Below are 13,890 nucleotides of genomic sequence, written 5' to 3'. Positions count from 1 at the left end.
CACGGCCACCAGAGGAGGAACTACTACACAGCATCGTCTACCGTTGGACCGTGAGCATTCTCGAGACAGTGCTGGTCTTCCTCGGCATCCCGCTGGTGATATACCTCGCGATTGCCGGATTGTCATATCTCGGTAAGCCACTCGCCGGTGAGAAGCCCGCCCACTACGACCTCGGTCAGCAGTGGACGGCGGCGCCGGTGCTGTGGAGTGCGACCGACGAGGTGACCTCGGCATTTCACCACGAACGGGCCGAAGAGTCACACGGTCATCACGCGGAGACGGCGCATGGGCATCATGCGGCGATCGACGCACCCAAGGCGGAGCTGATCGGAGGCCGGGCAAGTGGCAAGTTCTAAGTGGCCCGCGGTGGTCGAGGCCGACCTGCCGCACGGGTACGTGGTCACCACCAGCGGACGCGTCTCCGGCGTGCACGAGGCGGGTGACGTGTTCAAGGAGGCCCCGTTCAGCGATGACGAGCGGCTGGCCATGGACAACGTGCTCACCGAGGCGACCCGCGCGACCAAGGTGCGGTTCAACGTCTATATCGGCGATCTCGGCGCGGATCCGGCCGCCGGCGCGGACGCGATCTTCCCGAACACCCCCGAGGCGACGCGTTCGGTGCTCATCGCCGTCTCGCCCAACGACAAGGCGATCGAGGTGCGCTCCGGCCGTGAGGTCGCCGACCGCGCGAACGACCGGGTCTGCCAGCTCGGCGTCACCGCCGCCTCCAGCTCGTTCCGCCAGGGCCAGCTGATCGACGGCCTGGTGTCCGCGGTCCGCGTGATGGCCGCCGCGATCGGCCGCTGACCCCTCCCGCCTCCCAGGCGGAGTCACGAGCAATGCTTCCGGCGCGCTCACCCTCTCGGGTGAGCGCGCCGGTGGCATTTGCGGCGCAGCACAATTGGGTTGCCGCAGCGGTGCGGCTCGCGCACCGTGGTGCGGTGAAGATTCTTGTGACAGGAGCCACCGGAAACATCGGCCGCATGGTCGTCGACCATCTGCTCGCGGCGGGCGCCGAGGATGTCCGGGCATTGACCAACCATCCGGACCGGGCCGCGCTGCCCGCCGGGGTCGAGATCGCCGAGGGCTATCTGGGCCGGGTGTCCTCCTTGCCCGCCGCTTTCGAGGGCGTGGAGCGGATGTATCTCGCTCCGAAGCTGGAGACCGTAGACGAGGTGGTCGCGCTGGCGAAACAGGCCGGCATCCGGCACATCGTCGACCTGTCCGGTGAAGCGCACTGGACGCCGATCGCGCGGGCGGTAGAGAACTCCGGGCTCGCGTGGACGCACCTGTTCGGCGTCGACTTCATCGAGAACGCCACCGTCTGGGCCGAGCAGATCCGCGCGTCCGACGAGATCCTCGACCCGTATCCGGAGGTGGAGAGCGTCCCGGTTGCCATGGACGACATCGCCAGGGTGGCCGCGAAAGTCCTGCTCTCCGAGGGACATCGGGGGCAGACCTACGAACTCACCGGCCCGGAAGCTCTCACCAGGGCCGATCGAATCCAGCAGATCGGCACCGCCCTCGGCCGCCCCCTGACCGTCCGGCAGGTCTCGCCCGCGGAAGCGATCCAGGTTTTCGCCCGAAGCATGGCTACCCCCGAGTGGTACGTGCAGGCCACCGGCTCGATGGTCGGCTGGCACCCCACGCCGGACACCACCGTCGTCGACCTCACCGGCACCCCCGCAACCACCTTCGCCCAGTGGGCAGCGGCCAATACCGCGTTGTTCCAGTGACATTCACGAACAACGGGACCTGCCGCGCGCCCGCGGTCAGGTCCCGTCGATCGTGGTTCGGTTACCGCTTGTCGAAAGCCCTTGCGCGCAAGGCGCGTTCGACGCCCGCCTTGCCCTCGACCACCAGGCGGCGCAGGGCCGGCGGGTGGTCTCCGGCGAGGAACTTGTCGGCGATCGCCACGGCGTCGTCGCTGATCGACCAGCCCGGGTAGAGGCCGACCACCACGGTCTGCGCGACCTCGCTGGAGCGCCGCTCCCACACCCCGGCCACCTCCGCGAAGTAGAGGTCGACATAGGGCGCCAGCAGCTCGCTCTGGCCCGCCGGAGCGAATCCGGCCACGATCGCGCGGGTGGTGATGTTGGACACCGAGTCGTCCGAAACCACCTTCACCCAGGCCTGTTCCTTCACCTCGGCCTGCGGCCGGGCGGTCGCGGCGGTCGCGGCATGGCGGCGGCCCGCGGCGGTCGGATCCTTGGCCAGCTCCTGGTCGATGAACGGGGTGTCGAGACCGTCGGCGTCGATCTCGCCGGCCGCCGCCAGCGCGATCACGATGCGCCAGCGCAGGTCGGCGTCGACCGCCAGCCCGGCCAGGCCGACCGTGCCCGGGTCGCCGTCGATCAGCTCGCGCAGCACCTCGGTATGCCAAGCGGACAGCTTGGCCGTGGTGAGCGCGTTGACGAAGGCCAGCTGATGATCCGAGCCGGCCTCGGCCTCGCGGGCCAGCTCGAGCAGCCGGTTCGCGTACTCGACCCAGCCGGTCTCGGCCGCCCACGCCGGGTCGGCGTAGCTGCGCAGCGACAGGTTCGCCTGCATCAGCAGTCGTTGCACCACACCGATTTCCGATTCCGCGCCGACGCCGCGCTGAACCAGCGCGAGGAAGTCGCGGGCCCGGAACTCGGCCTGCCTGGTCATCTCCCAGGCCGCCGACCAGGCCAGCGTGCGCGGCAGCGGCTCGGCGATATCGGCGATCCGGTTGACCAGCACGTCCAGCGAGCCGGCGTCGAGGCGTACCGAGCAGTAGGTCAGGTCGTCGTCGTTGATCAGCACGAACTGCCCGCTCGCCACGCCGGCCAGTTCGGGCACCTCGGTGCGCTCGGCGGCCTGCACGTCGAGCTCGACGCGCTTGGTGCGCACCAGCTTTCCGTCCTGGTCGTCGTAGACGCCGATGGCGAGGCGATGCACGCGGCGCTCGCCGGCGCCGGGCTCCGCGCCGCCCTGCACGACCGCGAACGAGGTGAACTTGCCGTCGGCGTCGACGGTGAAGTCCGGCCGCAGTGTGTTCAGGCCGGTGGTCTTCAGCCACTGCGCGCCCCAGTCGGAAAGGTCACGGCCGGAAGACTTCTCCAGCGCGGCGAGCAGATCGTCGAAGGTGGCGTTGCCGTAGGCGTGATCGGCGAAGTAGGCGCGCAGCCCGGCCAGGAACGGCTCCAGGCCGACGTAGGCGACGAGCTGCTTGAGCACGCTCGCGCCCTTGGCGTAGGTGATGCCGTCGAAGTTGACCTCCACCGCCGCCAGATCGGGGATGTCGGCCGCGATCGGGTGCGTGGACGGCAGCTGGTCCTGCTGGTAGGCCCAGGACTTCTCCGCGTTCGCGAAAGTCGTCCAGGCACTGGTGTATTCGGTCGCCTCGGCCTGGCACAGCACGGAGGCGAAGGTGGCGAACGACTCGTTCAGCCACAGGTCGTCCCACCACTTCATGGTGACCAGGTCGCCGAACCACATGTGCGCCATTTCGTGCAGCACGGTCTCGGCGCGGCGCTCGTAGGACGCGCGGGTCACCTTGGACCGGAAGACGTAGTCCTCCAGGAAGGTCACCGCCCCGGCGTTCTCCATCGCGCCCGCGTTGAACTCCGGCACGAACAGCTGGTCGTACTTGCCGAACGCGTACGGCACGCCGAAGTTGTTGTGGTAGAAGGCGAATCCCTGCTTGGTCTCGGTGAACAGCCGCTCGGAGTCCATGTGCTCGGCCAGCGAGGCGCGGCAGTAGATGCCGAGCGGGATGTCGCCGTGCTCGTCGCTGTAGACGTCGGTCCACTGCGCGTACGGGCCCGCGATGAGCGCGACCAGGTAGGTGCTGATCTTCGGCGTGGTCCGGAAGACGTGCTTACCCGGTTCTGCCGCAACGGTTTCCACGACCGCGCTATTGGAGATGACCTTCCACTCCGGCGCGGCCGTGACGCTGATGTCGAACGTGGCCTTCAGGTCCGGCTGATCGAAGCAGGCGAACATCCGCTTCGCGTCAGCGGTTTCGAACTGCGAGTACAGGTAGACCGCGTCGTCGGTCGGATCGACGAAGCGATGCAACCCCTCGCCGGTGTTGGAGTACTCGCAGTCGGCCTCGACGACCAGCTCGTTGGTCGCGGCCAGCTCGGGCAGCGCGATCCCGGTGGACTCGTCGTAGCCGGAGACATCGAGTGCGTTGCCGTTGAGCACCGCCGAGCGCACGCCGCGAGCCACCAGGTCGATGAAGGTGCTCGCGCCCGCGGTCGCGGTGAAGGTGACCGTGCTGCGGGAGAAGAAGGTCTGCTCGCCCGGTTTGCCCGCACCGTCGGTCAGGTCCAGGTCGATGCGGTAGTTGTCGACCGACACGGTCGACGCGCGTTCGATCGCCTGGTCGCGAGTCAGGTTCGGTGCGGACATAAGGCTCCTTCGGGTTCGAAGAACTAGCTCGGGCGTTCCCCACGATGCCACCTGGGTAAGGTTGCCCGCGCGGGAGTTTTTTGCAGACTGCCCTATGAACCCTATCCAGGATCGGAGCTGCGGAGTGAAGCATGTGCACGCCGGCAAGGTGCGCGACCTCTACGAGGACGGCGACACCCTGCTGCTCGTCGCGTCGGATCGGGTCTCGGTGTACGACGTGGTGCTGCCGACGCCGATCCCGGACAAGGGCGCGTTGCTCACCCAGCTGTCCAACTGGTGGTTCGACTACTTCACCGACGTGCCCAACCATGTGGTCTCGGCGACCGACGTGCCCGCCGAGTTCGCCGGCCGGGCGATCCGGGTCAAGCCGCTGAAGATGGTCCAGGTCGAATGCATCGCCCGCGGCTACCTGGTCGGTTCCGGACTGAAGGAGTACCAGCGGGAGGGCTCGGTGTCGGGCGTCGCGCTGCCGCCCGGCCTGCGCGAGGGCGACAAGCTGCCCGAGCCGATCTTCACGCCGACCACCAAGGCCGCCGAGGGCCACGACGAGTCGATCACCTTCGCGGATGTGGTGAACCAGGAGGGCAGGGAGGTCGCCGAGCAGCTGCGCGACCTGACCCTGCACATCTACTCGCGCGGCGCGGCGCACGCCACCGAGCGCGGCGTGATCGTCGCCGACACCAAGGTCGAATTCGGCTGGGACGGCGACACACTCACCCTCGGCGACGAGGTGCTGACCTCCGACTCGTCGCGCTTCTGGCTCGCCGCCGAGTGGGAGCCGGGCCGCGCGCAGCGCTCGTTCGACAAGCAGTTCGTCCGCGACTGGTCCACCTCCACCGGCTGGAACAAGGAGTACCCCGGCCCGGAGATCCCGGCCGACATCGTCGAGGCCACCCGCCAGAAGTACATGGACGCCTACGAACTCGTCACCGGCCGCACCTGGACCGGTGTGCCGCGATAGTCGTCAGGCTCGGCTGAGGTAATCGTTCAGCCGGTCCAGGTACGGACGCTGGCCCGCGCCGAGCTTCTCGCGCGCGGTGTCCAGGTCGAACCAGTCCGCGCGGTCGATTTCCGGGAAGCTGGCCTGCTTGCCCGAGCGCGGCGGCCATTCCATCTCGAACGTGCCGGGCACCACGTCGGCCGGATCGAGATCGCCTTCGACCGCCCAGACGGTCAGCGTCTTCTTGCCCTTGCCGCTGCTGTAGCGCACGTCGCCGAGCGGGATCCAGTCACCGGCGGGCACGAACAGCCCGAGCTCCTCGTGGAACTCGCGACTGGCCGCCGCCTGCGCGTCCTCCAGTTCCGGCTCGTACTCGCCCTTCGGAATGGACCACGCGCCGTTGTCCTTCCGCGCGAAGAACGGCCCGCCCATGTGCCCGATCAACACCTCGACGGGCGCGTCCGCGCCCCGCCGAAACAACAGAACCCCCGCACTGGTCTTATCCGTCACCTATGCAGTCTGCCCCACGATCCGGCCGGTGTGCGGCACCCGGTGGGCTCACCGATGCCGGAGCTGGGCGGCGCGCAGGGTGAGGTAGTGGTTCTCGGGTGCGCTGGGCGTGCGGCTCGCGGCGGTGGTGTAGCTGGCGATCGCGGCGTCGAAATCGCCTGCCATTTCGTGCAAATGGCCGCGGACGGCATCCAGCCGGTGGTTGCCCGCCAGCTGTTCGTCCAGGGTCGCGGCGAGTTCGAGGCCGGCCTCGGGTCCGTGCGTCATCGCGATCGCGACCGCGCGGTTGAGCGTGACGATCGGGTTGTCCGACAGCTTGTCGAGCAGGTCGTAGAGCGCGAGGATCTTCGGCCACTCGGTCTCCTCGGTGCTTGCGGCCTGGGCGTGCAGCACGGCGATGGCCGCCTGGAGCTGATACGGGCCGGTAAGTCCCCGGGCGAGAGTGCTCGTGGTCAGCGTGACGCCCTCGGTGATCAGCGCGCGATCCCACAGCGCCCGGTCCTGCTCGGCGAGCGGAATCAGCTCGCCGCGCGCACCCGTGCGGGCCGCCCGCCGGGAATCGGTGAGCAGCATGAGCGCGAGCAGCCCGGTGACCTCGGTGTCGTCGGGCAGCAGCCGATGCACCGCGCGAGCCAGCCGGATCGCCTCGCCGGACAGGTCGGCCCGCTGCAACGCCGGACCGGACGTGCTCGTACTGCCCTCGTTGAAGATCAGATACAGCACGTGCAGCACGGTCCCGAGCCGGGCGCGCCACTCGGCGTCGCCGGGCCGCGCGAACGGCCGGTCCAGCGTCGCCAGCTTCTTCTTCGCCCGCGTGATCCGTTGCGCCATGGTCGATTCCGGCAGGAGAAAGGCGTGCGCGATCTCCGCAGTGCTGAGCCCGCCCACCGCCCGCAACGTGAGCGCGATGGCGCTGGCCGAGGACAGCGCCGGGTGACAGCAGAGGAAGAACATGGCCAGCGTGTCGTCGTAGCCGACCGGCAGCGCGTCCGGCACCTCGCGATCGAATGCCGTTGTCTCCCTGCGCCGCCGGGCCACCTCGGCGCGCACCGCGTCGGCCATCCGGCGCTGCGCCACCTGGATCAGCCACCCGCGCGGATTGTCTGGCAGGCCCTCAACCGGCCACTGGGTCGCGGCCGCGAGCATCGCCTCCTGGAGCGCGTCCTCCGCAGTGTCGAAGTCGCCGAACCTGCGGACCAACGCACCGAGGACCTGTGGCGCCAACTCGCGCAACAGGTCCTCGGGCCGCGCCGGGAGCGGTGTGTCGTCGGGCACCACTCGCCGGTAGGTCACAGGTCGCTGGCCGGGACGCTCATCACCGGCCGTACCTCGATGTATTCGCCGATCGGTTTGCCACCCGGCCCCGGTGCCGCCGAGGCGCTCGCGGCGATCTCGTAGGCCCGTTCCGGGCTGTCCACATCCACGATCCAGTACCCGGCCAGGAATTCTTTCGTCTCCGGGAACGGTCCGTCGGTCACCAGCGGCGCGGAGCGGCCGTCGGAGCTGACGATGCGCGCCTCGGCCGGGCCGGTGAGTCCCTGCGCGTCCACCAGCTCACCCGATGCGGCCAACTGCTCGCCGAGCGCGCGCTGAAAGTCTATGTGCGCCTGGATCTCCTGTGGGGACCATTCGGTGATCGGTGTGTCGCAGTACGCGGGGGAGCTGTAGGTCTTCAGCAGCATGTATTTCATCAGGACTCACAACGGTTTCGAGGTATCGGCCAGCCCGTCCGGGTCGACCGGTTCGCCCGCCAGGATAAGTTCCTTGATCCGATCGGTGACATCCCAGACGTTCACGTTCATGCCGGCCAGGATCCGGTTGTCCGCGTCCAGCCAGAACGCGACGAACTCGCGTTTCGCCACATCGCCGCGGGTGACCACGCGTGCGTAGTCGCCGGGCGTCGCGTAGCCGGTGTATTCCATGCCCAGGTCGTACTGGTCGGTGAAGAAGTAGGGCAGCCGGTCGTAACTGGCGTCCTTGCCGAGCATGGTCGCGGCCGCGACCGCGGGCTGGTTGAGCGCGTTCGCCCAGTGCTCCACCCGGATTCGGCGGCCGAGCAGCGGATGCTGCTGTTCGGCGATGTCACCCACGGCGACGATGTCCGGGTCGCTGGTGGCGAGGTGTTCGTCGACGAGCACCCCGCCGTCGACGTCGAGCCCGGCCTCGGCGGCCAGCTCGATGTTCGGCTTCGCGCCGACCGCGACCAGCACCGCCTCGGACTCGATGACGCTGTCGTCGTCCAGCTTCACCCCGGTGGCCAGCCTGGTCCCGATCCCCTCCTTGGTGGTGATCTCGGTGACCTTGGCGCCGAAGCGCAGATCGACTCCGTTGGACCGGTGCAGCTCGGCGAACACCTCGCCCATCTCCGGCCCGAGGGACGCGAGCAGCGGACCTTCGGCGGTCTCCACGATGGTCACCGCGAGCCCGGCGGCGCGGGCCGCGGACGCGACCTCCAGGCCGATCCAACCGGCCCCGATGATCACCAGGGACTGGGCCGCGCTGTCGAAGAGTTCGATCAGCGTGTCGGAGTCCTCGATGGAACGCAGCGTGTACACGTTGGGCGCGTCGGCCCCGGGGATCGGCAAGGTGCGCGGGGTGGAGCCGGTGGCGAGGGCCAGCTTGTCGTAGGCGAGCGTCGAGCCGTCCGGCAGCGAGACGGTCTTCGCGGCGGTATCGAGGCGCTCGACGGTCGTGCCGACCCGGACCTCGACGTTGTGGTCGCGATACCACTGGCGGGGATGGGTGGTGAATTCGGCGAGCTGTTTCTTGCCGGCCAGATGTTCCTTGGACAGGGGCGGCCGCTCGTAGGGCAGCTGTTCCTCCGCGCCGAGCAATGTCACCGAGCCGTCGAAGTCGTTGGCGCGCAACGCTTCCGCCAGTTTCGCCGCGGCCAGCCCGCCGCCGACGATGACAAAACGATCATCCGAACCCATGCGGACTCCTTGTCGAGAGGGAACCTGGACTCCTGCGGACCAACCCTACTGGGGCCGGTCGCGGCAGCAGTCGAAAACGCGGCGACCGGGTGGGAACGAATCGGCGCCCGGTGTGGTTGGTTCGGTATAACGGCGGAGCTGTGCGCCGCCGATCGAGCATGCGATACGAGAGGACCTGTCGTGAGTGAGAAGAGCTCCACGAAAGATGTTGCGGACTTCTGGTTCGACCCGCTGTGCCCCTGGTGCTGGATCACGTCCCGCTGGATCCTCGAGGTCGAGCAGGTACGCGACATCGAGGCGCGCTTCCACGTGATGAGCCTGTCGGTGCTGAACGAGAACAAGGAGGGCCTGCCCGAGCAGTACAAGGAGCTGCTGTCCAGCGGCTGGGGCCCGGTGCGCGTCGCCATCGCGGCGGCGCAGGAGCACGGCGACAAGGTGCTGCTGCCGCTCTACACCGCGATGGGCACGCGCATCCACAACCGTCGCGAGGAGTACCAGCGGGACTCGCGCGTCGAGTCGCTCGCCGCGGTGATCGCCGATTCGCTGGCCGAGGTCGGCCTGCCCGCCGAGCTGGCCCAGGCGGCCGAGAGCACCGACTACGACGAGGCGCTGCGCAAGAGCCATCACGAGGGCATGGACAAGGTCGGCCCGGACGTCGGCACGCCGACCATCCACATCAACGGCACCGCGTTCTTCGGCCCGGTGCTGTCCCGGATCCCGCGCGGCGAGCAGGCCGGGAAGCTGTGGGACGCCGCGGTGACGCTCGCGGACTACCCGCACTTCTTCGAGCTCAAGCGCACCCGCACCGAGGATCCCGAGTTCGACTGAGACCGGGCGAGGGCCGCGGGTTCGCCCGCGGCCCTCGGATCGTGCCTGCTAGGAAACGGGTTTCGGCGGCAGCGCCGGCGTCTGATAGGTGCTCGGGTAGCCGCCCGGCGGCGGGATCGCGCCCGCGGGCGGGCTCGGCCGCAACCACAGCTTGCCGTGCCTGCTGCGATCGCGCAGCGCCCACATCCGCCAGGTCAGCACCGGGTGCGAGGACATGGCGTTGACCACCCAGACGAAGAAACCCTTCTCGGTCGCCGCCCGGTCGGCCATCTCGTCGACGCCGACCAGCGTGTTCAGGTACTTGCCCGCGGCCAGCGTGCCCATCGCCGCGGGCGCGCCGGTGTGCCGATTGCAGAAGCCGTGGTTGTCCGCGGTGTACTCCTGCGCGCGGATCAGCGAGTTGCCGATGAGCGGCAGGAACGGGACCAGGAACATGCCCACCTGCCGCCAATACGAGGTGTGCCCCGCCGCGATGTGACCGACCTCGTGGCCGATGATGAACGCCAGCGCGTCGGGTTCCCGTGCGGCGCCGCCGATCTCGAACAGGTCGCTGTACACCGCGACGAACCGGCGGAACCCGTGCCCGCTGGCGAACGCGTTGATCTGGCCGTTGCCGAGCACCACATACGCGTCCGGCACCTTCGTCATGCCGAACCGCGCGGCCGCCTCGACCACCAGCCGATGCCCCTCCGGGAACTGGGTCGGCGACATCTTGACCCCGTTGACCCGCTGGGTCGAATACAGCATGCCGCGACCGAACCAGATCAGCACCGGCGCGAACACCAGCAGCAGCACGTATTGGTCGAAGCTGCCGGTGGCCAGCAATGTCACCGCGATCGCGTACGCGAGCACGGTCAGCGTGACGACCACGATGAGCATCGGGATCTCCCAGCTGTGCCGGGCTGGCATGCCGAACGGGGACAGCCCGCGGGGCTGCTGCTGGGGCGGCCCGGCCGGCGGGACCGGCGCACCCGGATAGGGGCCGTATTGCGGCGGAACGGGGTAGGGCGGCGGCGAGCCGTAGGGCGCGTCCTGCGCCTGCGCCCACCCGCCCGGGGCATACGGGTCGAGGTGCGGGCCCGTCTGATGGGGCTGGGGTTCGTGCGGCTGCATGAAATGAACTCTATTCAGTTGCTCGGGACGGAAGCGGTTCCTCGGTCGTGTCCACCGGAAGGCTGTGGCTCAGGACACGCACGCGGTATCTCTCGATTCGCGGCAGCGGGCGTCAGTGTTAATCGGGCGTCGAACCCCTTCGTAACGGCGCGGAAACGCGCCTGACAGAATGCGTGCCATGCGCGTATACCTCGGTGCCGACCATGCCGGTTTCGAACTCAAGAATCACGTCAAGGACCATCTGGAAAAGGCGGGCCACGAGGTGGTCGACTGCGGCGCGCTGGAGTACGACGCGCTCGACGACTACCCGGCCTTCTGCATCGAGGCGGCCCGCCGCACCGTCGCCGACCCGGGCAGCCTCGGGCTGGTCTTCGGCGGCAGCGGCAACGGCGAGCAGATCGCCGCGAACAAGGTGCCGGGCGCCCGCTGCGCGCTGACCTGGAGCGTGGAGACCGCCCAGCTGGCCCGTCAGCACAACAACGCCCAGCTGGCCGGCATCGGCGGCCGCATGCACTCCACCGAGGAGGCGCTGGCCATCGTCGACGCGTTCGTCACCACCGAATGGTCGGGCGAGGACCGCCACCAGCGGCGCATCGACATCCTGGCCGAGTACGAGAAGACCGGTGAGGCCCCGGCGGTTCCCGCGTACTGAGCGGTAATCGACTGTGCCCGAAGGTCATACGCTGCACCGGCTCGCGAGGCTGCACCAGAAGCGCCTCGCGGGCAGTGTGGTGCGCGTGTCCAGCCCGCAGGGCAAGTTCGCGGCGGGCGCGGCCCGGGTCGACGGCCAGCTGCTGACCCGCGCCGAGGCGTGGGGTAAACACCTGCTGCACCACTATGATTCGGGCCTGATCGTGCACGTGCACCTCGGCCTGTACGGCAAGTTCACCGAATCCGAGCTGCCGATGGGGGAGCCGGTCGGGCAGGTGCGGATGCGCATGCTCGGCGTCAAGGACGGGCAGCCCGGGTTCGGCACCGATCTGCGCGGGCCGACCGCGTGCGAAGTCCTGCTCGCCCCAGAGGTTTCCGCGCTCACCGACCGCCTCGGCCCGGATCCGCTGCGCCGCGGCGCCGACCCGGATCGGGCCTGGCAGCGAATGCGCCGCTCGCGCAGGCCGATCGGCGCGCTGCTGATGGATCAGGCGGTGCTCGCCGGGGTCGGCAACGTCTACCGGGCGGAACTGCTGTTCCGGCACCACATTTCGCCGCACCGGCCGGGCAGCGCGGTGTCCGCCGAGGAGTGGGCCGCGATGTGGGTCGATCTGGTCGCGTTGATGAAGGTCGGGGTGCGGGTCGGCAAGATGGTCGTGGTCCGCCCCGAGGACGACCACGGTGAGCCGTCCTACGCCCCCGACCGGCCGCGCACCTACGTCTATCGCCGCCAGGGCGCGCCCTGCCGCGTGTGCGGCACGCCGGTCGCGCACGCGGTCATGGAGGCCCGAAACCTCTTCTGGTGCCCTACCTGTCAGGCGGTCTAGCCTCGCCGGCTCCTCAACCCGCCACGGCTTCGTCGATGGCGGGCTCGTCCGCCAGCGCGAACCGCCGCCCGCCCGCCGTCTTCGCCGAGTACATCGCGCGGTCGGCCCGGCGCAGCAGATCGCTGAAGTCGCACGGACTTCCGGGCGGACAGAACGCCGTACCGACACTCGCCGAGACCGGCACCGGACCCGCCGTCGACCACACCGGGTCGCGCAGCGCGGACACGATCTTGCTGGCCAGGTCGCCGAGCGTGTTGTGCGGCGGGTTGACCGCGAGCACGAATTCGTCACCGCCGTACCGGCAGATCACCGTTTCCGGCGCGCACACCTCACGCAGCCGATTGGCCAGCTCGACCAGCACCTCGTCGCCGATCGCGTGCCCGTAGCCGTCGTTGATCTGCTTGAACCGATCCAGGTCGATCAGCAGCAGCCCGACGCCGCGGTTCGGGTCGGTCGACATCAGCCGCACCCGGTCCTGCAACAGGGTGCGGTTGGCCAGATCGGTGAGCGCGTCGTGGGTCGCCTCGTGCCGGAGCCGATGCTGCAACGCCGCGATCTCCTGCACGCGCAGCGAGACCTTCGCCGAAAGGTTCTGTTCCTGCTGTGCCAGCGCTCGTTCCTGCAGCGCCTGGGCGTAGCTGTCGATGGCCTGGCTGGCGACGAACGGCCAGCGGGTGGCGACCAGCGAACCCGGCGCACCGGACGGGAAGCCGAGCAGCCACCTGGAGGCCTGCGCGAGCATCCGGATCCGGTCGAACGGCGCCTCGGAGAGCCGGGCGCCGAGCATCCGGGCCTGCGGCACCGGGAACGGCTCGGACCTGGCGAGCGTGAGCAGTTGCTCGACGATCTCGATAAGCACCGGTTCCAGCTGTTGCGGCGCCGCGCCGGAACCCGGCTCGGCGCACACCGCACGGGCCCAGGCGCGGGCCATCGCGGCGACAGGGGGCTCGATATCGATCGACATCGAACTCACCCTGCGCAGGTGGCGTCGGTACCCAGAGGCCCTGTGCTGACACAGGTGCCGACGTCACCCCGATCGTTCGCACTGCTACGCGGTTGTGTCCACCTCGCTCGGCGCACGCTCACCGCCCCCTTTCCAGATACCCCCGTCCGGCAAAAAGGATCCTAGCAAGCCACCCGGCATCAAAAAACGCTGTTTTGCAACGTGTTCTCGATGCCTCGCGAATGGCGATCGGATATGTGATCGCGGAAGTCGCGTCGGCGTTACACCCGGATTTCGTTCGCTGAGAAGTCGCGCCGAGACGCGCTGGCGACACGCTGTAGCGCCGCGCCATGCGGGTCCCCTCGGCCGTTCGCGAGACCTCGGCGCGATGTGGCCGAGCGGGCGGCCGGATGGGCTGCCCGCCAGGTCGCGGCGCCGAAGTAGCGGTGCGAGTTGCCGAAGGTCTGCGGGTCTTCTGCCCAGTGGGAGTGCGGAGCCGGATTTTCCTGCCCACAGCACACCCGGCGGTCGGTGGCACGGCGCAATTTACTGCTAGTGCGATTTCGGCGAGTCGTGATGTCCCCATGGGTGGCATCCTCTCCGCGACCGGTCGGGCGTGACTGGTGGCCACCCCGTGGGCCACGGCTCCCCCCGACAGGAGTCGTCACGCGTCCCATATGCTCCCCGTTTCCCATCCGACACGCCCGAGTTTCAAGGAAGAGATCCCTCTTAATTTCATTAAGTTCTGCACCGCGCGCCCCGCCCTGA

At 69.0% G+C, this 13,890-nt stretch carries 14 protein-coding genes; 7 read left to right on the top strand and 7 right to left on the bottom strand.

Annotation, left to right across the window (positions count from 1 at the left end):
- Positions 1-50 precede the first annotated feature (50 nt).
- From ACFYO1_RS28640 to ACFYO1_RS28630, 3 genes are all read left to right on the top strand, one after another.
- Positions 51-356 carry a hypothetical protein gene (locus ACFYO1_RS28640; RefSeq protein ID WP_378723613.1) on the top strand — a complete coding sequence of 102 codons (306 nt, stop codon included), beginning with the start codon at positions 51-53 and terminating at the stop codon, positions 354-356.
- Positions 343-807 carry a DUF5130 domain-containing protein gene (locus ACFYO1_RS28635; protein ID WP_387237176.1) on the top strand — a complete coding sequence of 155 codons (465 nt, stop codon included), beginning with the start codon at positions 343-345 and terminating at the stop codon, positions 805-807. The genes ACFYO1_RS28640 and ACFYO1_RS28635 overlap by 14 nt, the downstream gene beginning before the upstream one ends.
- A gap of 134 nt (positions 808-941) precedes the next feature.
- Positions 942-1,736: an NAD(P)H-binding protein gene (locus ACFYO1_RS28630; RefSeq protein WP_387237173.1), complete on the top strand. Its 795-nt coding sequence runs from the start codon at positions 942-944 to the stop codon at positions 1,734-1,736.
- 61 nt (positions 1,737-1,797) lie between these two features.
- On the opposite strand, the gene pepN is transcribed toward ACFYO1_RS28630, so the two are convergent.
- Positions 1,798-4,377, bottom strand: a complete 2,580-nt coding sequence (gene pepN, locus ACFYO1_RS28625) for an aminopeptidase N (protein ID WP_387237170.1) — start codon at positions 4,375-4,377, stop codon at positions 1,798-1,800.
- A 94-nt stretch (positions 4,378-4,471) separates the two neighbouring features.
- Between pepN and ACFYO1_RS28620 the strand changes: the two genes are divergently transcribed.
- Entirely contained in the window at positions 4,472-5,338 is an 867-nt protein-coding gene (locus tag ACFYO1_RS28620; protein ID WP_387237167.1) for a phosphoribosylaminoimidazolesuccinocarboxamide synthase, read from the top strand.
- 3 nt (positions 5,339-5,341) lie between these two features.
- Here ACFYO1_RS28620 and ACFYO1_RS28615 read toward each other — a convergent pair whose 3' ends face one another.
- The 4 genes from ACFYO1_RS28615 to ACFYO1_RS28600 are packed head-to-tail and all read right to left on the bottom strand — an operon-like array spanning position 5,342 to position 8,760.
- The gene (locus tag ACFYO1_RS28615) at positions 5,342-5,827 is read right to left on the bottom strand and encodes an NUDIX domain-containing protein (RefSeq protein ID WP_387237165.1); all 486 of its coding nucleotides are present in this window, start codon (positions 5,825-5,827) and stop codon (positions 5,342-5,344) included.
- A gap of 48 nt (positions 5,828-5,875) precedes the next feature.
- Positions 5,876-7,102 carry an RNA polymerase sigma factor gene (locus tag ACFYO1_RS28610; protein WP_387237162.1) on the bottom strand — a complete coding sequence of 409 codons (1,227 nt, stop codon included), beginning with the start codon at positions 7,100-7,102 and terminating at the stop codon, positions 5,876-5,878.
- 14 nt (positions 7,103-7,116) lie between these two features.
- Complete coding sequence (locus ACFYO1_RS28605; protein WP_387237160.1) at positions 7,117-7,518, bottom strand: YciI family protein; 402 nt, start codon at positions 7,516-7,518, stop codon at positions 7,117-7,119.
- A gap of 6 nt (positions 7,519-7,524) precedes the next feature.
- The gene (locus tag ACFYO1_RS28600) at positions 7,525-8,760 is read right to left on the bottom strand and encodes an NAD(P)/FAD-dependent oxidoreductase (protein WP_387237157.1); all 1,236 of its coding nucleotides are present in this window, start codon (positions 8,758-8,760) and stop codon (positions 7,525-7,527) included.
- Positions 8,761-8,940: 180 nt separating this feature from the next.
- On the opposite strand from ACFYO1_RS28600, the gene ACFYO1_RS28595 reads away from it, so the two are divergent.
- Positions 8,941-9,588 (top strand): DsbA family protein, encoded by a 648-nt coding sequence (locus tag ACFYO1_RS28595; RefSeq protein WP_387237154.1) that lies wholly within the window; start codon positions 8,941-8,943, stop codon positions 9,586-9,588.
- 48 nt (positions 9,589-9,636) lie between these two features.
- Here the strand turns inward: ACFYO1_RS28595 and ACFYO1_RS28590 are convergent, their stop codons facing one another.
- Positions 9,637-10,701 (bottom strand): M48 family metallopeptidase, encoded by a 1,065-nt coding sequence (locus ACFYO1_RS28590; RefSeq protein WP_387237151.1) that lies wholly within the window; start codon positions 10,699-10,701, stop codon positions 9,637-9,639.
- 178 nt (positions 10,702-10,879) lie between these two features.
- Between ACFYO1_RS28590 and ACFYO1_RS28585 the strand changes: the two genes are divergently transcribed.
- Both ACFYO1_RS28585 and ACFYO1_RS28580 read left to right on the top strand, forming a co-directional pair.
- Complete coding sequence (locus tag ACFYO1_RS28585) at positions 10,880-11,353, top strand: ribose-5-phosphate isomerase (RefSeq protein ID WP_387237148.1); 474 nt, start codon at positions 10,880-10,882, stop codon at positions 11,351-11,353.
- Between the two features lie 13 nt (positions 11,354-11,366).
- On the top strand, positions 11,367-12,179 hold the full coding sequence (locus ACFYO1_RS28580; protein ID WP_387237145.1) for an Fpg/Nei family DNA glycosylase: 813 nt from the start codon (positions 11,367-11,369) through the stop codon (positions 12,177-12,179).
- Between the two features lie 13 nt (positions 12,180-12,192).
- Here the strand turns inward: ACFYO1_RS28580 and ACFYO1_RS28575 are convergent, their stop codons facing one another.
- Positions 12,193-13,143: a GGDEF domain-containing protein gene (locus ACFYO1_RS28575; RefSeq protein ID WP_150403145.1), complete on the bottom strand. Its 951-nt coding sequence runs from the start codon at positions 13,141-13,143 to the stop codon at positions 12,193-12,195.
- Positions 13,144-13,890 lie beyond the last annotated feature (747 nt).

It is taken from the genome of Nocardia sp. NPDC006044, assembly GCF_042871115.1.
Classification (GTDB): domain Bacteria; phylum Actinomycetota; class Actinomycetes; order Mycobacteriales; family Mycobacteriaceae; genus Nocardia.
Note: the sequence above shows the minus strand (reverse complement) of the source record. Positions and strands in the feature narration are given on the sequence as shown.

Coding starts and splice junctions, on each gene's coding strand:
- ACFYO1_RS28600 (WP_387237157.1), bottom strand. CDS start 8,760: ATGGGTTCGGATGATCGTTTTGTCATCGTCGGCGGCGGGCTGGCCGCG.
- ACFYO1_RS28620 (WP_387237167.1), top strand. CDS start 4,472: ATGAACCCTATCCAGGATCGGAGCTGCGGAGTGAAGCATGTGCACGCC.
- ACFYO1_RS28585 (WP_387237148.1), top strand. CDS start 10,880: ATGCGCGTATACCTCGGTGCCGACCATGCCGGTTTCGAACTCAAGAAT.
- pepN (WP_387237170.1), bottom strand. CDS start 4,377: ATGTCCGCACCGAACCTGACTCGCGACCAGGCGATCGAACGCGCGTCG.
- ACFYO1_RS28605 (WP_387237160.1), bottom strand. CDS start 7,518: ATGAAATACATGCTGCTGAAGACCTACAGCTCCCCCGCGTACTGCGAC.
- ACFYO1_RS28575 (WP_150403145.1), bottom strand. CDS start 13,143: ATGTCGATCGATATCGAGCCCCCTGTCGCCGCGATGGCCCGCGCCTGG.
- ACFYO1_RS28590 (WP_387237151.1), bottom strand. CDS start 10,701: ATGCAGCCGCACGAACCCCAGCCCCATCAGACGGGCCCGCACCTCGAC.